Raw genomic sequence first — 19,815 nt, forward strand, 5'->3', positions numbered from 1 at the left:
TGACCACGCTGTACGTCTTCACGCTTGGTGCCGCGCAGCAGCAGACCGACGTTGTCGCCAGCCATACCCTGGTCCAGCAGCTTGCGGAACATTTCCACGCCGGTGCAGATGGTTTTGACGGTGTCGGTGATACCAACGATTTCGATCTCTTCGCCGACCTTGATGATGCCGCGCTCGATACGACCGGTAACAACGGTACCGCGACCCGAGATCGAGAACACGTCTTCTACTGGCATCAGGAAGGCGCCGTCCACTGCGCGCTCTGGCGTAGGGATGTAGCTGTCCAGTGCGTCGGCCAGAGCCATGATGGCTACTTCACCCAGAGGACCGGTGTCGCCGTCCAGCGCTTTACGTGCCGAACCTTTGATGATCGGCAGGTCGTCGCCTGGGAATTCGTACTTCGACAACAGCTCGCGAACTTCCATTTCAACCAGTTCCAGCAGCTCTTCGTCATCGACCAGATCGCACTTGTTCAGGAACACGACGATGTATGGAACGCCAACTTGACGGGCCAGCAGGATGTGCTCGCGGGTCTGTGGCATTGGGCCGTCGGCTGCGGAGCAAACCAGGATCGCGCCGTCCATCTGCGCAGCACCGGTAATCATGTTTTTGATGTAGTCGGCGTGGCCTGGGCAGTCAACGTGAGCGTAGTGACGGGTAGCGGTTTCGTACTCGACGTGCGCGGTGTTGATGGTAATGCCGCGTGCTTTTTCTTCTGGTGCTGCATCGATCTGGTCGTAGGCTTTAGCTTCGCCGCCGAATTTCTTCGACAGAACGGTAGCGATCGCTGCGGTCAGGGTGGTCTTGCCGTGGTCGACGTGGCCAATGGTACCGACGTTGACGTGCGGCTTGGTCCGTTCGAATTTCTCTTTTGCCATTTTATTCTTCCTTAGAACAATGTTTTAAATATGCTGCCGGAGGATCTCCCCGGCAGCAAAAATACAAAAATTACTTAGCTTTAGCGGTAACGATCGCGTCGATAACGTGCTTAGGCGCTTCCGAGTAGTGCTTGAATTCCATCGTGTAGGTAGCACGACCTTGCGTTGCGGAACGCAGGGTGGTCGAGTAACCGAACATTTCCGACAGAGGCACTTCAGCTTTGATGATCTTGCCACCGCCGCCTGGGATCTCGTCCATGCCCTGCACCATACCGCGGCGGGACGACAGATCGCCCATCACGGTACCGGCGTAGTCTTCCGGCGTTTCCACTTCCACAGCCATCATCGGCTCCAGAATAACTGGCGACGCTTTGCGGCAGCCTTCTTTGAACGCCATCGAAGCGGCCATCTGGAACGCGTTTTCGTTCGAGTCCACATCGTGGTACGAACCGAAGAACAGCGTGACCTTGACGTCGACCACTGGGTAGCCAGCCAGAACACCGGTGTTCAGGGTGCCGCGCACGCCTTTTTCCACCGCAGGGATGTATTCGCGAGGAACGGTACCGCCCTTGATCGCGTCAACGAATTCGAAGCCCTTGCCTGGTTCTTGCGGTTCGATCTTCAGAACCACGTGACCGTATTGACCACGACCACCCGATTGCTTGACGAACTTGCCTTCGGATTCTTCGCAAACCTTGCGGATCGTTTCGCGGTATGCAACCTGCGGCTTACCGACGGTCGCTTCCACGCCGAATTCGCGCTTCATACGGTCAACGATAATTTCCAGGTGCAGCTCGCCCATACCACCGATGATGGTCTGGCCCGACTCTTCGTCGGTTTTCACGCGGAACGAAGGATCTTCCTGAGCCAGACGGTTCAGTGCCAGACCCATTTTTTCCTGGTCAGCCTTGGTCTTTGGTTCCACAGCCTGTTGAATCACCGGCTCAGGGAAGACCATGCGCTCCAGCACGATGATCGCGGTCGGATCGCACAGGGTTTCGCCGGTGGTCACGTCTTTCAGACCAACTGCGGCGGCGATGTCGCCGGCGCGCACTTCTTTGATCTCTTCGCGCTGGTTAGCGTGCATCTGCAGAATACGACCCAGACGCTCTTTACGGCCTTTGACCGAGTTGTACACGGTGTCGCCCGAATTGATGGCGCCCGAGTACACGCGGAAGAAGGCCAGCTGGCCGACGAACGGGTCGGTCATGATCTTGAAAGCCAGCGCCGAGAACTTCTCGTCGTCCGATGCTTTACGGGTGGTTGGCTGTTCGTCCTCGTCGGTACCGCCGACGTCGTCGATGTCCAGTGGCGACGGCAGGTATTCGATGACCGCGTCCAGCATGGCCTGTACGCCCTTGTTCTTGAAGGCGGTACCGCACATCATAGGAACGATTTCGGAAGCGATGGTGCGTTCGCGCAGCGCTTTCTTGATCTCGGCTTCCGACAGGTCGCCTTCTTCCAGGTACTTGTTCATCAGGTCTTCGGACGCTTCAGCAGCGACTTCAACCATCTTCTCGCGCCACTCGGCGGCCGACTCGGCCAGCTCTGCAGGGATGTCGACGTAGTCGAACTTCATGCCCTGGGACGCTTCGTCCCACAGGATGGCTTTCATCTTGACCAGATCGATCACGCCTTTGAAGTTTTCTTCAGCGCCGATAGGGATCTGGATCAGGACCGGGTTCGCCTTCAGGCGAGCGCGCATCTGCTCGTAGACCTTGAAGAAGTTGGCGCCGGTACGGTCCATCTTGTTGACGAAGGCCAGACGTGGCACTTTGTATTTGTTAGCCTGACGCCATACGGTTTCCGACTGTGGCTGTACACCGCCCACTGCGCAGTAAACCATGCAAGCACCATCCAGCACGCGCATCGAACGTTCAACTTCAATGGTGAAGTCAACGTGGCCTGGCGTGTCGATGATGTTGATGTGGTGCTCAGGGAAGTTGTTAGCCATACCTTTCCAGAAGCAGGTCGTCGCTGCCGAGGTAATGGTAATGCCGCGCTCTTGTTCCTGTTCCATCCAGTCCATGGTGGCGGCGCCATCGTGAACTTCACCGATCTTGTGGTTCACGCCCGTGTAGAACAGGACGCGTTCGGTGGTGGTGGTCTTACCTGCATCGATGTGAGCGGAGATACCGATATTGCGGTAGCGCTCGATGGGGGTCTTGCGGGCCATAATTATTCCTAAATCTTTGAATGGACAAAACCGAGCGCCATTTTTGCTGACAAAAATGAGCCCGGCCTCGAACAACAGATAACAGCCAGACCACGCAGGATCCGGCCGATTTGATTAGAAGCGGAAGTGCGAGAACGCCTTGTTCGCTTCAGCCATGCGGTGAACTTCGTCACGCTTCTTCATTGCACCGCCGCGGCCTTCAGCCGCTTCCATCAGCTCACCGCCGAGGCGTTGTGGCATGGATTTTTCGCTGCGCTTGTTAGCAGCTTCACGCAGCCAGCGCATGGACAGAGCCATACGACGCACTGGGCGCACTTCAACCGGCACCTGGTAGTTGGCACCACCGACGCGGCGGGACTTAACTTCAACCAGCGGCTTGGCGTTGTTGATCGCGGTAGCGAACACTTCCAGCGGGTCTTTACCCGACTTGGCGGCGATGTGCTCGAAGGCACCGTAGATGATGTTTTCTGCGACCGATTTTTTACCGGACAGCATCAGAACGTTCACGAACTTGGCGACATCCGTGTTGCCGAATTTTGGATCCGGCAGAATCTCGCGCTTGGGTACTTCACGACGACGTGGCATATCAATTCCTTTCAATCTTCAGTTGAGGTGCGCAGATATGGGATTCGCACTCTCGCGGAGGCCATCATAGCCATCCACTTACTCGACCAATTGCGGTCGATTACATTCACTTAGTTAGTTGCCACTGAGCGAAAACTTTTAATGCAGATTACTTCTTGGCTTGCTTGGCACGCTTGGTACCGTATTTCGAGCGAGCTTGCTTACGGTCTTTAACGCCCTGGGTATCCAGTGCACCGCGAACCATGTGGTAACGCACACCCGGCAAATCCTTTACACGACCGCCGCGCAGCAGGACAACGCTGTGCTCTTGCAGGTTGTGGCCTTCACCGCCGATGTACGAAATGACTTCGAAACCGTTGGTCAGGCGAACTTTGGCCACTTTACGCAGAGCCGAGTTAGGCTTCTTTGGAGTGGTGGTGTACACACGGGTGCAAACACCGCGCTTTTGCGGGCTGTTTTCCAGCGCCGGCGATTTGCTTTTCACGGTCAGAGCGACGCGTGGATTGCGAATCAGTTGATTGATGGTTGGCATCGTTATAAACCCAACAAAATTACAACATTAATAACCCGGACGACTGTCCGGCGACTAAAACCTCGTCTCGATCTACAGGAACAACGGAGGCGCGAATAGCCACTCGCGAGGAGCGGCCTGAAACAGCGTATACGATGTGCAGAATAAATTGAGAACTCGCGAGTATAGACGTGGTTGGAACACCAGTCAATCTATTTCGCGGCGGAATGCGGCCGCGGCGGGCACGCAAACACTAGCTGAAAGGTCAAGAAACACTTGATAATAGCAGACAATTTCCAACATTCCCTGTCTATGCGATCTTTGTTGCGCCCCGCTCCCCTGTTCGTGCTGTCCAGCTACCTGCTGCTGTCGCTGGTGCCCTGCGTGCCCATCCTGCTGGGACGGCAAGTGCCGGAGCTGACGCACATCCTGCTGGTCGAGCTGCTGGCCTGGGTCGCGGTGTGGAGCGTATTGCAGCGCCCGGCCTGGTTCCACTGGCTGCTGATCCCGGCCTTCCTGGCGCTGCCGACCGAGCTCTACCTGTTCATGTACTACGGCCAGGGCATCTCCACCCACCACCTGGGCATCATCGCCGAGACCAGCCCCAAGGAGGCACTGGAATTCCTCGGCCGCAAAGTCTGGCTGATGGGCGCGGTGATGCTGGCGGTGATCGCCTGGTGGATCGCGGTGCAGCTGGCCGCGCGCCGCAGCCCGCAGCTGGCCTGGCGCGGCAAGTCGCGCTGGAGCGCGCTGCTTATATTAGTGGCGCTGTCCGCGCTGTGGGTCTACGGCTGGGAATTCGGCATCCGCGCGAAGCCGGCGCAGAAGGCCTCTGCATCAGCCGCCGCCGCGGCCAGCCCTCTCAAGCCAGCCAGCGCCAATCCGGCCGGCTCGGCGCTGGGTTCGGCCATCGGCTCGGCGCTCAGTTCCGCGCTCAGCCATGTCGGCATCACCGCCCCGGTCGCCGCCAGCGACGCCGCCTCCGAGGAGGAAGAGGAGGAAGACGCCGAAGAGGACAGCTCGCCCGAGCACGCCGCCATCGCCGGCGCCGGCCGCAGCGGCTGGCAGCTGGCGCAGCTGCCGTGGTGGATGCGCTCGCCGCTGGGCTTCGACAACTTCGCCTCGTCGTGGCCGTTCGGCCTGACCGCGCGCGGGGTCGACTTCGTCAAGGAGCGCGAATACCTGGCCGACCTGGGCCAGCGCAGCAGCAGCTTCACCTTCAAGGCGCACCAGCCGGAGCCGAACGACGCGCCGGAAATCGTCATCATGGTGATCGGCGAATCGTCGCGCTACGACCGCTGGGGCATCAACGGCTACGAACGCGACACCACGCCGCTGCTCAAGCAGGAAGCCAACCTGGTCACGCTGCCGGACGTCATCACGGCGGTGTCGGCGACGCGGCTGTCGGTGCCGGTGATCATCTCGCGCAAGCCGGCGATGCAAAGCCTGAAGGACGGCTTCTCGGAAAAATCCTTCCTCACCGCCTACAAGGAGGCCGGCTTCAAGACCTGGTGGCTGTCCAACCAGATCTCGTTCGGCCAGTTCGACACGCCAGTGTCGGTGTTCGCCAAGGAGGCGAACGTGATCCAGTTCATGAACCTGGGCGGCTTCACCAACAACTCCAACTTCGACCAGATCCTGCTGGAACCCCTGCAGCACGCCATCGCCGACCCGGCGCCGAAAAAGCTGATCGTGCTGCACACGCTGGGCAATCACTGGAACTACAGCCAGCGCTATCCGAAGGAATTCGACAAATGGCAGCCGTCGCTGTTCGGCGTCGACAAGCCGGTCTACACCGACACCAAGATCAAGCCGCAGCTCAACAACAGCTACGACAATTCCATCCTGTACACCGACTGGTTCCTGTCGCAGGTGATCCATCAGTTGAAGGATACGCAGCAGCTGACCTCGATGGTCTACGTGGCCGACCATGGCCAGACGCTGTACGACAACAGCTGCAACCTCGCCTTCCACGGCCACAATACGCAGTTTGAATTCCATGTGCCGGCGCTGGTGTGGTACTCGGACGAATACAAGGCGCGCTACCCGGAGAAGGTGAAGCAGCTGGTACGTCACCGCAAGGCGCGGCTGGCGACGGAAAACATCTTCCACACGCTGCTGGACCTGGGCGACATCGAGTACGACGACGAGCGGCTGGAGTGGAGCTTCATCAACAAGCAGTTCAAGCAGCATAAGCGCTACGTCGACAGCTACGGCTGGAGCAACTACGACAACGCCAGCTTCAAGGGCGACTGCCGCGAGGTGATCGACAAGGGCAAGCCGCTGAAGCAGGAGAAGTAATGGGCATTTGCATCGCCGCCGCGCAGTCGCCGTCCATCGCCGGCGACATCGACGCCAACGTCCGCATTCACCTGCGCTTCATCGAGGCCGCGCACGCGGAGGGCGTGGAGCTGCTGCTGTTTCCCGAACTGTCGCTGTGCGGCTATGAATTGCCGCTGCTGCGCGACTGCCTGCTGACGCCGGACGATGCGCGCCTGGCGCCGCTGCGCAACGCCGCCATGGCGACCGGCATGCGCGTCATCGCCGGCGCCCCGCTCGGCGACGGCGACGACGCCCGACCCTGCATCGCCGCGTTCAGCTTCCTGCCCGACGGCACGACTACCGTCTACCGCAAGCAGTACCTGCATCCGGGCGAAGAACTGTACGCACGGCCGGGGCCGATGGGCGCGCACTGCCAGCAGCTGAACGGGCAACGCTACGCGCAGGCGATCTGCGCCGACGCCACGCATGACCAGCACGCGGCGGATGCAGCGGCGGACGGCGCATCGATCTATCTGGCGGGGGTACTGATTTCCGCAGCGGGTTACGCTAGCGACGCGGCCAAGCTGCAGCGCTACGCCAGCGACTTCGGCATGGGCGTGCTGATGGCGAATCACGCCGCGCCGTCGGGCGGTTATGCGGCCGCGGGCCGCAGCGCCTGGTGGAGTCCGGGCGGCGTACTCTCGGCAGAGGTGGGCGGACCGGGCAGCGCCCTGCTGGTCATCGACAGGGAGGGCAAAGCGCGCATTGTTGCGCCAACGTGATGCTCTTAGCGCACGCTCTTATAAACAGAGGTCTCACCAGAGTCGCGATCTTGCAGGGTTAAGATCCCTTTGGACAAACCCAGCACCTTATAGTCGAACGAGATTTTATCGTTGCTATCATTGAAAACGTGAAGACTGCACTCCTTGAAGGTCCAGCTACCCATCATTTCAGGCCGATGATGCAACCAGGACGAAAATGACCGGACACCACCTTCACGCGCCAGCTTGAACTCCTCAAAATCACCGCCTTGGGATCGCGTCCACGACCGAAGCAGGTCTTGCTCGTTAATGGCGCACACCGACGAGACGACCGAATTCCCCGCATGGCAGACGGTCATGCACAGCAGCCAGAGGACGATAACATTCACTAATTTACGCATTGAGCTAAGACTTTCGCAGGATGGGTGGGATGACGTTGCGGCTTCCACATCAGGTCGTTTCATCGCTTCGCGTCCCGTTCAGTTAGGTATGCCTTCAGCGATTTAATGTCAGCCACCTTTCCCGCCACGACCGCCGACAAAGCCAGATCCGTCTCAGGCCTAACGACCGACGTATCTTTTGCTACCGAAAAAATCGCCACTCACGGGCACGCGTCATGGCCCCTGCTCCAATGCGATTTGCAGCGAGGCGCTCTGGGTATCGGCGCGAGACAGATTGATTACTGGATTACCGCTCTGGTTCAAGGCCTTGTCGAGGGAGTACCGCCATTCCGAATAGTCACTTCCGCCTTTCTTCGGGCGGCCCAGCTTCTTCTCTACCAGCGCCTTCATCGCCGGGAAACTGTTGGCAGAGAAGTCCACGACGATTGACATCATGTAGTTTGGAAGCGGCTCGCCAAGTCCCTCGCGGGAATCCATGCGAATGGCCGTGATGCCGGAATCCGGCGAACATGTATATTCCCAAAGTATCATCGTCTTCCGGGCTTTATCGCGCACCCTCGTGCAATATGGCGCGATGATGGAAGCAAGGTCCGCGCTTTTCAGGCGAAACGTCTTATAGTCTGCCAAGGCGCCGACTACGATGCCAAGGGGCGCCTGCTGCGCCTGTTCCGCCGCCGCAGGCGATTCCTGCCGTGCGCAAGCAACCTGCACGGCGCCAACGGCTAACACTAAAAGCACACCGGTGCGTAGCGATTTAAAAGAGCTAAGTTTCATTATTATTCCAATACTGCCAAGTCGATGCTTGCCGTTGGGTTGATCAGATCATCCCGCCGTTGAAACGGTTGCCGCGTCTTTTGCGTCAACGCTTTACCCTTCTCAGTCGGGTCCGCATTCGTGCCATACAACTCCAGATGCAGCATCGATATGTCCAGGTTGTTTAGTTTTCCAACCGTACCCAGGTTCTGTCCACGCTTCACGTCGTCGAGCGCTTTCACTGCGATGCCTTTTTTGGAGACCTCGCCATAGCGAGCGATAAACGTTCCATGGTCCACCTCGATGACCCAGGTGCCTTCATAAAACGCATAGACTTGCAAAACTACCCCATCCGCCATCGCACGCACCGGTGTGCCGACCGGCGCATACAAATCGATGCCCGCATGCCTGCGCGTTCCGCCGCTGCGGCTGGAGCCGAATTGCCGCGCGCCGTCGTGATAGGACTGTTCGGGCCGCTTCTCGAACGGGAAAAGTAAGCCGGGGATGGTCTTTTGCATCTTGGTCGCAGGCGGTGGAGGCGGCGGCGGTGGCGGCGTTTTTTTTGCCACCGCCTTGGGATGCCCACTTTCACTGCGAGTTTTTTCGGCTTCGACCGTAGCTTTTGCTCCTGCCGACTTGGCGGCAGGCGGCTTTGCGGCAGGCACCGGCGCCGCAGGTGCCGGAGCGGGTGGCGGTGTAGCTGAGGACGCAGGCGACGCCGCAGGTACTTGAGCAGGGGCGAAAGGCGACAAGCCGGCCGATGGCATGGTCTCCGGTGCCTTCACCTCTGCCGGCTGGGCTGGCGTCTGCGGAGCACTATCTGCGGCTGGCGCTGCGGCCTCCGCTGGCGCAACAGGCGCCGGCTCCGCAGCCGAGGTTTCTGAAGGCGCGCTGGATGGCGTCACGGCCACGGGCGGCAGCGTTTGCAGCCTGTCCCACAAGGCTGAATTTTTGTCGAGTTGATCGGGTTCGATCGGCTTGATACTGGTAAATTCGGGACGTTCCTTTGGCTTCTCACCCGCCGATGCAGGTGCAGGCGCAGGCGCAGCTGCAGGTTTCGGCGCAGCGGGCGCAGGTGGCGCTTTTTTTTCAGCGGGAGGACCTTTGTGTTCGTCGGTCGAGGTGGTCGTCTTCGCCTTGGGGCTCAGAAAAGCCAACGTGGCGTCCACATCTCTCATCACGCCGGCCTTCAACAACTTGTATCCACCAGACAGCTTGGCAACGAATATCTGATACTGGTCGCCGGCGCTGAACCCGTGCACGGCCGGCAACACGCCATTGTCGTCAGTCTTGGCGGATGCATGAGGTTTACCGTTCTTCTGCACGAGAACATCAAGGCCAGGGATCGGTGCGCCCGTTTTCTTTTCAGCGAACGCCACGTTCAGCTTATTGCAGCATCCCAGATCATAATCGGCCAGCAGCTCGACGTAATGAGACACGCAGGTCTTCAATCCATCCTGCGCGTCAATAGCGCCGTTCGAGCGCAGGAATTGTGCAACCCCTGGGTGCTTGTCGTTGCCAAACCCTTTCAAATGCGCGCCTGCGATGATGCCCGACTCGGTGATCTTGATGCCTTTGATCGTCTTGCCGATATAGGCATCGAGCTTCATTTTCTTCATACGCTTGCACAGCAGCTCCACCCACTCTTTCGCCGCCACATCCTGGGCCTGTTCGCTGCCAAGGAAATCGCTGCGCTGCTTGACACCATGCTTACCGGTCCATTTGCCGGCCCAATCGTTCTCCTTGGTGCCGTCGGCGGTGTAATAGCCCAGGTCCACCAGCGCGCTCTCGCCAAATTGATATTTGCCGATATAACCAGCGTAGTTGATCACCTGGGTGTTTTTTCCCGCTTCACGCTGAAATAACGCTTTAAGGAATCCGTCGATATCGCCCTTGCTCATGATAGACCGTCTTTAAGGTGCATTTTTTGTATGGTCCAGCAGCGTCTTTTCTGCCGGCGATGGATCGCCCAGGTACTCGTCCTTGCCATCCAGGTGCAAGCGGGCCAGCATGGTTTTCGAGACCGGCGCATACAACAACGCCAGATTGGTCTCGTCGCAGGCGTGCGCCTGGCAGGCTTCGTAATAAACATATTGACGGCCGCTGCGCTTGTCCTGCACGACTGCCGGCTCAGGTTGTGGGCCGCTAAGCAAGCGTTTCTTCAAAGGGACCGCTGGTTTCGCTGATTTCGCCAGCACCGACTTGGCTAGCAGGGAATCGAAAGCAAGATCAAATTCTTTTTGATAGTGGTTTTTCCCGTCTATCAGACTTTTCTTGTTCATCAACAGGCTAAATAATTGCGTATTGTATGAAGCGAGCGCCGCCTGGTCCGCAGCCGTATCAGCGCCGCCCGATTCTGCTGCGGTACACGCGGTCAATGCCGCCAGGGACAGGCTGACACTCAATACCGCTGCCAGCACAAACTTATTCTTAGTCATATTCGGAATCCTCTAAAATTTCCCATTCGCCTTCGCCGACCAGCACCGTCACCTCTTCTGACGCCGGAGTAAACAGGCGTGCCGTACGGCCGTACTGATCCAAATTACCTTTCAGCAGCGTACCGTCCTGCCGCTGAATGACATAGGCGGCGCCGGCCGCCGACGCCGCATCCTCAAACAGTCCCGCCGCGTCAACCCGGGTGCTGAAGACCTTTTCTCCAGGGGCCAAGGTCACCGGCGCGAGACTCGGCAGATGCGGCAACTCTGGGGCGCCCTTGGCCGGCCCCGTCAACTCCTTCATCGACGCCTTGAACGTCATCGTCCCCGGCCCGTGGATCATGATGTTGCCGCCCTCCAGCTTCAGGAACGCGCCCTGCGCCGTCAGCATCACATGCTCCTTGGCGGCCACGGTCACGCTCTTGCTCACGCTGGCCACGGTGATCAGCTTGTCCGCCGTAACCTTGGTAACGTCCGACTGGCTCTGCACGCTGACCTTGCCGCTGGCCGCGTGCAATTTAATGCCGGTTTCCTGGTTCGGCTTGTCCGCGCTGCTGGCCTTGCCGTAGGTGAACAGGCTGATGCCGTCCTTCACCAGATGCATGCTGTTGCCCTGCGCCGCGAAGTTCACATCCTGCCCGGCGCTGATGCTCGACGTCCCGCCCGCGCGCACGATCGCGCTGGCCGGCGTGGTGGCCGCGATGCCTGCCGGGCTGGACAACTGCAGATGCGGCTCGCTGTACGCCGTCACCTGACCGGCGCCGCCTGCATCGCCGCCACCGCCGGTCTGCACGCTGGCGACGACCTTGGCCGCATCGGCCATGGCCGCGATCGCCGGCAGCTTCTCTGCTGCCGGTTCGTCGGCGCCCTTGCCATCCTTCATCCTGGCGTTATGCTTCTGCGCCGTTTCGGCCACGCTCTGCTGCAACTGCAGGGCGGCGTCGATCTGCGCCCGCGCCTCGCGGCTGTCGATCTGCTGGCCGTTGCCGCCGTTGCGGGCATCGGTCGACAACAACATGCCTTGGCCGGCGCGCAATGCGGCGCTGTGTTCCGTCTTCAGTTCGGCGCCGAAGCCTGCCGTCTGCAGGCGCTGGTTATCGGTCTGATGACGCAGGTGGCCGAGATTCAATTCATCGGTGCCCAGATACGCCGCCGCATGCCGCTGCAACGCCACGCGCGACTCACCTGGCGTATCGTCGAACACCATCTGGCTGTAGGCGCCGCTGCCACCCTGGCTGCTGCCCATGGCCTGCGACTTGATGCCCGACAGCACCGCCGGATGCGCATGCGCGCCGCCGTCGCCGGGGAACCAGGCCGGCGCATTGCCGGTCGCCGCGCCGGCGCCCTGGCTGACCTGGTTGTGCTGGGCATCGCCCTGCCCCTTGCCGTTGTACACGCTGCCGATCACCACCGGCCGGTCGATATTGCCGTCGATGAAATCGATCAGCACTTCGCTGCCGATGCGCGGCACCGCCACCGCGCCCCAGTTGGCGCCGGCCACCGCCGCCAGCGAAGTGGCGATGCGCACCCACGTGCCGGCCTGGTCGTCGCCGGGCGCGCCGGTATGGCCGTCCGGCGCCGGATGGTTCAGGCGGCTGTGGCTCTGGCCGCCGCGCTGCCAGTGGAACTGCACCTTGATGCGGTGGTCGCGGTCGGTATGGATGACGGCGCCGGCCGGCCCCACCACGACGGCGGTCTGCTGGCCGTGCACGGTCGGCTTGGGATGCAGCACGCGGCCGTGGCCGTCGACATCGCTGCTGCGGTAAGGCACGCTGCTGCGGATGGCGTCGACGCGGTTGCGGTACAGCGGACGTTCGCCCTTGTCCTGGCCCACCGCGTGCAAGCTGCCGGCCTGCTCCTTGGCGATGGTCTGCGCCAGCGCGCTCAGCCCCAGCAGGCCGCTGACCTGGTGCTTGATGTCCGTGCTCAGATTGTTGTGCGCCAGATGCAGCACGCGCAGGGCGACGAAGGTGCGGTCGCTGTCGCCGGTCGCCAGGTCCAGCTGCGCCTGGCCGCTCAGCGTGAAGGTCGTGCCGGGCGCCAGCGTGCGCACCGTGCCCGCGCCCACATGGGTTTCGCGCGTCACTTCCAGCGCCTGCAACTGCTGGTCGGCGATGCGCTGGCCGTGCTCGCGCGACTGGTAGGCGTAGGCGCCCGGCGTGTCGCGGCTGCTGTGCGACTGCCCGCCGATCACCTCGCCGGCCGCGCCCACCGGCCGCGTGCTGTTGGTGCGGTAATCCCAGCTGGCCACTTCCAGCGTGTCCGGCGTCCAGCGGGCCTCGGTGCGCCAGCGGTCCATGCTGTCCTCGCGCATCACGGCGCCGGGCTGGCTGAAGCGCACCACCGGCTGCGCATTCGGCTGGAAGCTGCCGTTGTGGTCGGCGATCACCATGACGTGACTGCCGAAGGTCTCGCTGTCGGGCGCCCCGCTGTGTTCGAAGTAATAGAACAGCCCCTCTTCGCGCATCAACCGTTCGGCGAAGTCGAGGTTGGATTCCTGGTACTGGCAGGTCAGCGAGCGCACCGGATAGGCGCCCGGGTCCTGAACGTCGAAGCGCCAGTCCGGCACCAGCTTGCCCACGCTCTCCCAGCTTTGAAACAGGGCCGACAGGATATCGAGCACATTTTTGTCCTGGAACACCCGGCTGTCGCGGCCATGGCGCAGGAAGCTGTACCACGGGCCGATGGTCAGCGCATAGCGCGCCAGGCCGCCGTCGGCGCCCAGCAGGGCGACGTCGGTGATGTGGCCGTGAAAGTAGCGCGGCCCGCCGACCAGCGCGGTATCGAGCTCCAGCAGCGCCGGCTGACCCAGCAGCGACTTCAGCGGGATATCGGCGTCGCTCGACAGCGCCGTCACATGCAGCGCATAGCACTGGCTGACGCCTTCTTCGCCGCGCAGGCATTCGACGACGAGCGCGTCCGCCCCCAGCGGTGTGGCCAGGCGCAACAGGCGCGTTTCTTGAGTGAAACTGGTGAGAAGATCTAACATGGGGGCGAGGTTATTGATTTGCTATGCTTTGGCCTCGCATTACACCTGAGAAGTTCATTTCAAGCAAGAGTGATTCAATTGAATCGGGGGTACCCCGCCCCGGTTTAGGCGAGGCTGCGCAGCGCGCCGTCCAAATGAGAGTAGCGGAATGCATATCCGCTCTCCACCAGCCTCGCTGGAGCAACCCGCTGGCCTTCCAGTAGCAAATCCGCTTGCTCGCCCAACATCAGCCGCATCGGCCAGCCTGGCGTGGGGAAGCCGAAAGGACGCCGCAGCACGCCCGCCGCGACGTGGCTGAACTGCGCCTGCGTCAGGCTTTCCGGCGCCGTGAAGTTGTAGGCGCCCGCCGCGCCCGAGCGGCACAGATGGGCGATGCCGCCGATCACGTCGTCCACATGGATCCACGACAGCCATTGCGCGCCGCCGCCCAGCGGTCCGCCCAGCCCCAGCTTGATCGGCAACAGCATCATCGGCAGCGCACCCTGCGTGCCCAGCACCAGCCCGAAACGCGTGCATGCCACGCGCACGCCGTGGGTCGCCGCGCCTTGCGCCGCCTGCTCCCATTCGCGGCACAGGTCGGACATGAACATGGCCTGCGGGCCGTCACCCTCGGTCAGCACCGTGCAGTCGCCCCGGCGCTGTATGCCGTAGTAGCCGATCGCGGAAGCCGACACCAGCATCGCCGGCTTGTGCTCGGCCTTGGCGATCCAGGCTACCAATTTATTGGTCAGCTCGACGCGACTGGCGCGCAGTGCCACTTGCCGCGCCGCCGTCCAGCGCCAGCCCAGGATGCGCGCCCCCGCCAGATTGATCACCACATCGATGCGGCGCGACGGCGGCAATTGCGCCATGCTGTCCACGCAATCAACACGGCCGTCGAACAACCAGGCGGCCTGGCGCGCTTGCCGGGTCAGCACTGTCACGCGGTGGCCGTCACGCAGCAGCGCGCGCACCAGGCGCTGGCCGATAAAGCCGGTGGCGCCGGTCACCAGGAAGCTGCGTCCCGGCGGGCCGAAACTCACCTCGGCTGCGACACCATCACGCAGCGCCAGCTTGCCGATCGCCCTCGAGGCAAACGCATCCCGCACGCCGGACAGGCCGACGCCCACGCCGCACAACGCCAGGAACACGCTCAATGCGCCTTGCGGTTGCCAAACCAGCGCGGTCGGCATGTCCAGCCACTGCGGTGTGTTCAACGCCAGCAGCGCGATGAAGGCGCCACCGTTCATGGCCAGCACGGTATGGGTGACACGCTCGGTCGCCGGCAGCAGGCGGGTGCGGTCCTCGACCACGAAGTCCCACAGGGTCAACACGATCTCAATCGAGAACACGACCAGCAGCACCCACGCCCACACGCCGTGGAATGCCCAGCCAGCCAGGCCGATGAACAAGGCGCTGTAGATCATCGCCCGCACCGCGTGAATCGCCAGCTCACGGCGGGCCGTGGCGCGGCCGGGCAACGCCTCGGTCAGCTCGTGGTGGTAAAGGGTATCGTACGCCCCCAGGCAACCTTGGAAGGCCATCAACTGCAAGGCCAGCAAATGGGTATTCATGACGCTGCCTTTCTTTGTTTGAATGCCAGGTCGAGCTTGCACAGCCACAGCAACGGCGGCAGCATGACCGCCAGCGCCAGCGTATCGATCCACAGGTTGATCCAGCAATGCGCGTGCGCCGAGATCAGCATGTCTTGCGGCGCCCACACCAGCAGGCCGAGGATCAGCATGGTCCAGGCGAAGGCGTTGCGCTGCTTGTCGCCGATGACCGCCAGGCCGGCCATCCAGATCGCCGCCGCCTGCACCGTCGGGCCGAACAGCGAGATCCACCACACATGCAGCGCCTTGCCGGCGGCCGGTGCATCCGCGCCGAAGAAGAAGTCCTCGATGCCGCGACGATAGCCATCCGTGGCGGCCGCCCCGGCGCACAGCGGCAGCAGCACGCCGACCACCAGGTGGGCCGCCACCGTCAGGTAGATCCACCGCACCAGCCAGGCTCTCGTCGTCATGATGTTGTCCGTGATTTCTGTAAAAACAGAAATATCAAGTGAAAAAATTAGCGCAAAGGATGTTTATAGGCGCACACGCCATCGGCACAAGCCGGACGCCCCAGCCAGCCGGAGATGCGATAGCGGTTGCGGGCGAAGCCGCGGTACAAAGCAGCAAACAGCGGCCGCAGCATGCGCACGCGCAGCGGCGCCATCATCCAGCCGCGTCCCACCAGCGTGTAGGCGGCCAGCAGGCTGTCGATGCCCACCAGCAGACGGCCGTCTGCTGCCAGCGCATGCATCTCGCTGTTCAGCGCCTGCATGCTGGTACCCGGCGGCGGCACAAAGTCCGCTGCGGCGATGTCGGCATAAGCCAGGCAATGCGCGCGGTCCCAGCCGCGCAGGCGCGCGATTTCGGCGCGGCAAAAGCCGCAGTGGCCGTCGTAGTACAGCGTCAGCGCGCTCATGTCAGTCCCCTCCGAGCAGACGCGCCACCTTGCCGCCCATCTTCAGGAAGCGCTGCATGGTGGCGGGCGGCAGGTGTTTGTAGTCGCCGTAGGTGGTGGTGAGCATTTCGAGGAAGTCCAGCACCTGGTCCATCTTGACCTTGGTGGCCGCCTCCAGCTCGGGATCGCTCTCGGCCTCCAGCGCGCATTCGCGCAGCACGGTCAGCGTGGGGTCGATTTCGCGCTTCTTGCGCTCTTCGACGATGACGCGGAAGATTTCCCACACATCCTGCAAGGCGACGAAATGGTCGCGGCGGTCGCCCGCGATGTGGGTGATGCGCACCAGCCCCCAGCCTTGCAACTCCTTCAGGCTGTTGCTGACGTTGGAACGCGCCACGGTCAGCGTGTCGGCGATTTCCTCGGCCGGCAGCGGGCGGTTGACCAGGAACAGCAGCGCATGGATCTGCGCCACCGTACGGTTGACGCCCCAGCGCGTGCCCATCTCCCCCCAGTGCAGGATGTACTTCTGGATCGTCGGTGCGAGCGTCATGGTATTTCCTTAATTTCTGTCATTACAGAAATAATAGAACTGCAGCCTGCAAATGTCAAAGACTATTCCGTATGCCCTCGCAATCGGCGGGATGCGCCATGTAGTCGCTGAGCCAGTCGAACACGCGGTTGGCCTTGGCCGAGATGGCGGCGTCGAAGCCGCGCGCGGCAAGCAGGGCGATGCCGTTGGTCTCGCGCAGCACGCCGGGCGCCACCTGCAGGCCGTCGCCCACGCGGCTGACGCACCACGGCGTCAAGCGCTCCTCCAGCAACGGCGCCAGCACCAGGTTGTGCGAGGAGACGATCACCGTGCCCTGCTGCGACAAGGTATGCAGCACCGCCGTCGCCGCCGAGATCGATTCCAGGTGATTGGTGCCGCGGAATATCTCGTCGATGATGAACAGGGCCGGCGCGCGCTCGGCCAGCGCCAGCAGCTCGCGCGCCCGCCGCAGCTCGGCGATGTACAGGCTCTCGCCGCCTTCCAGCGCATCCTCGCTCTGCATGCTGGAATACACCGGCAGCAGCGGCGTGACCGCCTGCTCCGCATAGCAGAAGCAGAACGCGCGGGCGACGATCAGGTTCAGCCCCACCGTGCGCAGCAAGGTGCTCTTGCCGATGCCGTTCTGCCCGGAGATAAAGGCGCCCCGCCCCGCCAGCGCGAACGACAGCGGCTCTGCCTGCGCCAGCAGCGGATGCACCACCCGCTCCAGCGTGACGGCGCCGCCCTGCTCCGCCCAGCAATAGCGCTCCGTCTGCGCCAGGTGCCGCGCCAGCGCCAGGTCGGCTTCCAGCGTGGCCACGCGCTGGAAACTGCTGCGCAGGAATTCAAGATGGCTGCGCACCGCCTCGCGGCTGTCGAAATAGTGACGCACATTCATCTGCCACAGCCAGTCGCGGTACTCGCGCATGCCAGGCAGGTTGCCGGCCGCCGACTGGCCGATCTTGCGATTGAGCTTGCCCGCCTGCGCCGCGTCATCGCGCAGGCCGGCCGTCAGCGGATCGTCCAGCGCGGCCAGCAGGCTGTGGGCGCGCAGCATTTGCTGCAGCGTGGCCAGGATGCGGCGCCACTCCTCGACCGCTTCGTGATAGTGCATCTGCACCGCCAGCAGCACCATCCACAGCACCACCACCACGCCCCACAGCGCCACCACGCCGGTGACCAGCGCCAGCACCACCGACAGCAGCAAGCCCAGCGGCAGCCACGGCAGCAGCCCTCTCCAGCGCGGCGCCGGCGGCAAGGCGGCGCCGAACAGGCTTTCGCTGACTTCGCGATCGGCGCCGCGCAATCCGGAGCAGGCGGCGTGCAGGCGCTCCCGCAGTCCGGCGTCCCGCGCCAGTGTCCGCACGCGGACGGCGGACGCGGCCACTGCACCGCCGTCCGCATGCAGGCGGCGGTGCAGCTCCTGCTGGCCGAAGATGCTGGTCTCGCGCGCCAGCTGCGCGCTGTACTGCGGCAGCAGCATGTCGTCCCAGGTTTGCGCGTCCAGCGCGCTGGCGTCGGCGTGGGCGGTGCGCTGGTACAGCGCGACGTCGCTGGGAACGAAGGGATAGTCGACTATCGGGGTTTCGGCGGGCAGCAGCAGGCGGGTCAAACGGTCGAACAAGCTCATACGGTACTCAGGTGGGGGCGACAGCGTCACAGATGGTCACGCTTGCCACTTTATCAAGTCAGGCCGGACAGGGCGGACGACCGGACAGCGCACGGACAACGGACGGCGGCGGCCAACATCAATCAAATCAAGCACTTAAGCGCTGGCACAGTTTCTGCATAACGTTGCATATCTACACACACTTACACGATCATGATACGCGACACCTCCAATCAAGACGCCGTCATCGCCGCCCCCAAGGGGCAAGCCACCAAGCGCCGCCTCATCATCGCCGCCGGCGCCATCGCCCTGGTGGCGGCGGCTTACTCGCTGGTCCACTCCTGGCGCGGCAGCGACCATTCGGTCAACCTGTCGCGCCTGCGCATCGCCGAAGTGGGCCGCGGCACGCTGATCCGCGACGCCGCCGTCAACGGCCGCATCGTCGCCGCCATCAGCCCAACGCTGTATTCGGCCTCGCCGGCCACCGTGACCTTGAAGGCCGCCGCCGGCGACACCGTCAAGAAGGGCGACGTGCTGGCGGTGCTGGAATCGCCCGACCTGACCGACGCGCTGAAGCGCGAGCAATCGAGCTTCCTGCAACTGGAGGCCGAAGTCGAGCGCCAGAAGATCCTGGCCCGCAAGCAGAAACTGCTGGCCCGCCGCGACGCCGACACCGCCGAGATCGACCGCCTGTCGGCGCTGCGCACGCTGGAGCGCTACAACGCCGTCTCCAACGAAGGCATCATCGCCAAGATCGAATACCAGAAGGCCAAGGACGCGCTGAACTCGGCCGAGATCCGCGCCAAGCACGCCGGCCAGGCGGCCGAGCTGGAAAGCGACAACGTCGCGCTGGAGCTGAAGACCAAGATCAACGAGCTGGACCGCCAACGCCTGTCGCTGGCCAACGCCCAGCGCCGCGTCGACGAGCTGACCGTGCGCGCGCCGGTGGACGGCTTCATCGGCACCCTGTCGGTGGCCAACCGCAGCGTGGTGCCGGCCAATGCGCCGCTGATGACGCTGGTCGACCTGTCGCGCCTGGAAGTGGAGCTGGAAGTGCCGGAGACCTATGTGTCCGACATCGGCCTGGGCATGAACGCCGAAGTCAACTACGGCACCGGCACCGCCAACGCCAAGCTGTCGGCGCTGTCGCCGGAAGTGGTCAAGAACCAGGTGTTGGCGCGGGTGCGCTTCACCGCCGCCCAGCCGGCCGGCCTGCGCCAGAACCAGCGCGTCACCGCGCGCCTGCTGATCGACGAAAAACCCAACACGCTGATGATCCAGCGCGGCCCGTTCGTGGAATCCGAAGGCGGCCGCTACGCTTATGTAGTCCGGGACGGCATCGCCATCCGCACCCCGATCAAGATGGGCGCCACCAGCGTCTCCGCGGTGGAGATCCTCGGCGGTTTGAAACAGGGCGACAAGGTCGTCATCTCCGGTACCGAAACCTTCGAGAACGCCGAACGCGTCTCGATCAATCAATAACTTTTTTGAAGAGGCCC

Annotated in this window: 17 protein-coding genes; 3 read left to right on the plus strand and 14 right to left on the minus strand. The window is 62.5% G+C overall.

Annotated features, from left to right (window positions below; all coding sequences use genetic code 11):
- The 4 genes from tuf to rpsL all read right to left on the minus strand — a co-directional run.
- A partial coding sequence (gene tuf, locus D0T21_RS29750) for an elongation factor Tu (protein ID WP_116993616.1) occupies nt 1-878 on the minus strand: 878 nt, incomplete at its 3' end.
- Between the two features lie 70 nt (nt 879-948).
- The gene (gene fusA, locus D0T21_RS29755) at nt 949-3,054 is read right to left on the minus strand and encodes an elongation factor G (protein WP_116993617.1); all 2,106 of its coding nucleotides are present in this window, start codon (nt 3,052-3,054) and stop codon (nt 949-951) included.
- 114 nt (nt 3,055-3,168) lie between these two features.
- Nucleotides 3,169-3,639 (minus strand): 30S ribosomal protein S7, encoded by a 471-nt coding sequence (rpsG, locus tag D0T21_RS29760; protein ID WP_008444271.1) that lies wholly within the window; start codon nt 3,637-3,639, stop codon nt 3,169-3,171.
- A gap of 148 nt (nt 3,640-3,787) precedes the next feature.
- The gene (gene rpsL, locus D0T21_RS29765) at nt 3,788-4,171 is read right to left on the minus strand and encodes a 30S ribosomal protein S12 (protein ID WP_008444270.1); all 384 of its coding nucleotides are present in this window, start codon (nt 4,169-4,171) and stop codon (nt 3,788-3,790) included.
- Nucleotides 4,172-4,462: 291 nt separating this feature from the next.
- On the opposite strand from rpsL, the gene D0T21_RS29770 reads away from it, so the two are divergent.
- On the plus strand, nt 4,463-6,451 hold the full coding sequence (locus tag D0T21_RS29770; RefSeq protein ID WP_116993618.1) for a phosphoethanolamine transferase: 1,989 nt from the start codon (nt 4,463-4,465) through the stop codon (nt 6,449-6,451).
- On the plus strand, nt 6,451-7,194 hold the full coding sequence (locus tag D0T21_RS29775; protein WP_229211693.1) for a carbon-nitrogen hydrolase family protein: 744 nt from the start codon (nt 6,451-6,453) through the stop codon (nt 7,192-7,194). Before D0T21_RS29770 ends, D0T21_RS29775 begins: the two co-directional genes overlap by 1 nt.
- A gap of 5 nt (nt 7,195-7,199) precedes the next feature.
- On the opposite strand, the gene D0T21_RS29780 is transcribed toward D0T21_RS29775, so the two are convergent.
- The 10 genes from D0T21_RS29780 to D0T21_RS29825 all read right to left on the minus strand — a co-directional run bounded on the left by D0T21_RS29780 (nt 7,200) and on the right by D0T21_RS29825 (nt 18,337).
- Nucleotides 7,200-7,637 carry a hypothetical protein gene (locus D0T21_RS29780; RefSeq protein WP_147328210.1) on the minus strand — a complete coding sequence of 146 codons (438 nt, stop codon included), beginning with the start codon at nt 7,635-7,637 and terminating at the stop codon, nt 7,200-7,202.
- A gap of 150 nt (nt 7,638-7,787) precedes the next feature.
- Nucleotides 7,788-8,348 (minus strand): hypothetical protein, encoded by a 561-nt coding sequence (locus D0T21_RS29785; RefSeq protein WP_116993620.1) that lies wholly within the window; start codon nt 8,346-8,348, stop codon nt 7,788-7,790.
- Between the two features lie 2 nt (nt 8,349-8,350).
- Nucleotides 8,351-10,228: a M23 family metallopeptidase gene (locus D0T21_RS29790; protein ID WP_116993621.1), complete on the minus strand. Its 1,878-nt coding sequence runs from the start codon at nt 10,226-10,228 to the stop codon at nt 8,351-8,353.
- 12 nt (nt 10,229-10,240) lie between these two features.
- Nucleotides 10,241-10,765: a hypothetical protein gene (locus D0T21_RS31925; RefSeq protein WP_147328211.1), complete on the minus strand. Its 525-nt coding sequence runs from the start codon at nt 10,763-10,765 to the stop codon at nt 10,241-10,243.
- Nucleotides 10,758-13,751: a type VI secretion system Vgr family protein gene (locus D0T21_RS29800; RefSeq protein ID WP_229211694.1), complete on the minus strand. Its 2,994-nt coding sequence runs from the start codon at nt 13,749-13,751 to the stop codon at nt 10,758-10,760. Before D0T21_RS29800 ends, D0T21_RS31925 begins: the two co-directional genes overlap by 8 nt.
- A 104-nt stretch (nt 13,752-13,855) precedes the next feature.
- On the minus strand, nt 13,856-15,304 hold the full coding sequence (locus D0T21_RS29805; RefSeq protein ID WP_116993623.1) for a TIGR01777 family oxidoreductase: 1,449 nt from the start codon (nt 15,302-15,304) through the stop codon (nt 13,856-13,858).
- Nucleotides 15,301-15,753, minus strand: coding sequence for a cell division protein (locus tag D0T21_RS29810; RefSeq protein ID WP_116993624.1), 453 nt, complete (start codon nt 15,751-15,753; stop codon nt 15,301-15,303). Before D0T21_RS29810 ends, D0T21_RS29805 begins: the two co-directional genes overlap by 4 nt.
- 47 nt (nt 15,754-15,800) lie before the next feature.
- A complete protein-coding gene (locus D0T21_RS29815; protein ID WP_116993625.1) occupies nt 15,801-16,199 on the minus strand; it encodes a thiol-disulfide oxidoreductase DCC family protein in 399 nt (132 codons plus the stop codon).
- Between the two features lies 1 nt (nt 16,200).
- Complete coding sequence (locus D0T21_RS29820) at nt 16,201-16,728, minus strand: GbsR/MarR family transcriptional regulator (protein WP_116993626.1); 528 nt, start codon at nt 16,726-16,728, stop codon at nt 16,201-16,203.
- A 55-nt stretch (nt 16,729-16,783) separates the two neighbouring features.
- Nucleotides 16,784-18,337, minus strand: coding sequence for a DNA mismatch repair protein MutS (locus D0T21_RS29825; protein ID WP_116993627.1), 1,554 nt, complete (start codon nt 18,335-18,337; stop codon nt 16,784-16,786).
- Between the two features lie 192 nt (nt 18,338-18,529).
- On the opposite strand from D0T21_RS29825, the gene D0T21_RS29830 reads away from it, so the two are divergent.
- Complete coding sequence (locus tag D0T21_RS29830; protein ID WP_116993628.1) at nt 18,530-19,798, plus strand: efflux RND transporter periplasmic adaptor subunit; 1,269 nt, start codon at nt 18,530-18,532, stop codon at nt 19,796-19,798.
- Nucleotides 19,799-19,815 lie beyond the last annotated feature (17 nt).

Source organism: Duganella sp. BJB476 (genome assembly GCF_003416895.1).
Taxonomy (GTDB): domain Bacteria; phylum Pseudomonadota; class Gammaproteobacteria; order Burkholderiales; family Burkholderiaceae_D; genus Rugamonas.

What these genes read in the sequence shown, in the direction of transcription:
- fusA (WP_116993617.1), bottom strand. Translation starts at nt 3,054, where the DNA reads ATGGCCCGCAAGACCCCCATCGAGCGCTACCGCAATATCGGTATCTCC.
- rpsG (WP_008444271.1), bottom strand. Translation starts at nt 3,639, where the DNA reads ATGCCACGTCGTCGTGAAGTACCCAAGCGCGAGATTCTGCCGGATCCA.
- rpsL (WP_008444270.1), bottom strand. Translation starts at nt 4,171, where the DNA reads ATGCCAACCATCAATCAACTGATTCGCAATCCACGCGTCGCTCTGACC.
- D0T21_RS29770 (WP_116993618.1), top strand. Translation starts at nt 4,463, where the DNA reads ATGCGATCTTTGTTGCGCCCCGCTCCCCTGTTCGTGCTGTCCAGCTAC.
- D0T21_RS29775 (WP_229211693.1), top strand. Translation starts at nt 6,451, where the DNA reads ATGGGCATTTGCATCGCCGCCGCGCAGTCGCCGTCCATCGCCGGCGAC.
- D0T21_RS29780 (WP_147328210.1), bottom strand. Translation starts at nt 7,637, where the DNA reads ATGAAACGACCTGATGTGGAAGCCGCAACGTCATCCCACCCATCCTGC.
- D0T21_RS29785 (WP_116993620.1), bottom strand. Translation starts at nt 8,348, where the DNA reads ATGAAACTTAGCTCTTTTAAATCGCTACGCACCGGTGTGCTTTTAGTG.
- D0T21_RS29790 (WP_116993621.1), bottom strand. Translation starts at nt 10,228, where the DNA reads ATGAGCAAGGGCGATATCGACGGATTCCTTAAAGCGTTATTTCAGCGT.
- D0T21_RS31925 (WP_147328211.1), bottom strand. Translation starts at nt 10,765, where the DNA reads ATGACTAAGAATAAGTTTGTGCTGGCAGCGGTATTGAGTGTCAGCCTG.
- D0T21_RS29800 (WP_229211694.1), bottom strand. Translation starts at nt 13,751, where the DNA reads ATGTTAGATCTTCTCACCAGTTTCACTCAAGAAACGCGCCTGTTGCGC.
- D0T21_RS29805 (WP_116993623.1), bottom strand. Translation starts at nt 15,304, where the DNA reads ATGAATACCCATTTGCTGGCCTTGCAGTTGATGGCCTTCCAAGGTTGC.
- D0T21_RS29810 (WP_116993624.1), bottom strand. Translation starts at nt 15,753, where the DNA reads ATGACGACGAGAGCCTGGCTGGTGCGGTGGATCTACCTGACGGTGGCG.
- D0T21_RS29815 (WP_116993625.1), bottom strand. Translation starts at nt 16,199, where the DNA reads ATGAGCGCGCTGACGCTGTACTACGACGGCCACTGCGGCTTTTGCCGC.
- D0T21_RS29820 (WP_116993626.1), bottom strand. Translation starts at nt 16,728, where the DNA reads ATGACGCTCGCACCGACGATCCAGAAGTACATCCTGCACTGGGGGGAG.
- D0T21_RS29825 (WP_116993627.1), bottom strand. Translation starts at nt 18,337, where the DNA reads ATGAGCTTGTTCGACCGTTTGACCCGCCTGCTGCTGCCCGCCGAAACC.
- D0T21_RS29830 (WP_116993628.1), top strand. Translation starts at nt 18,530, where the DNA reads ATGATACGCGACACCTCCAATCAAGACGCCGTCATCGCCGCCCCCAAG.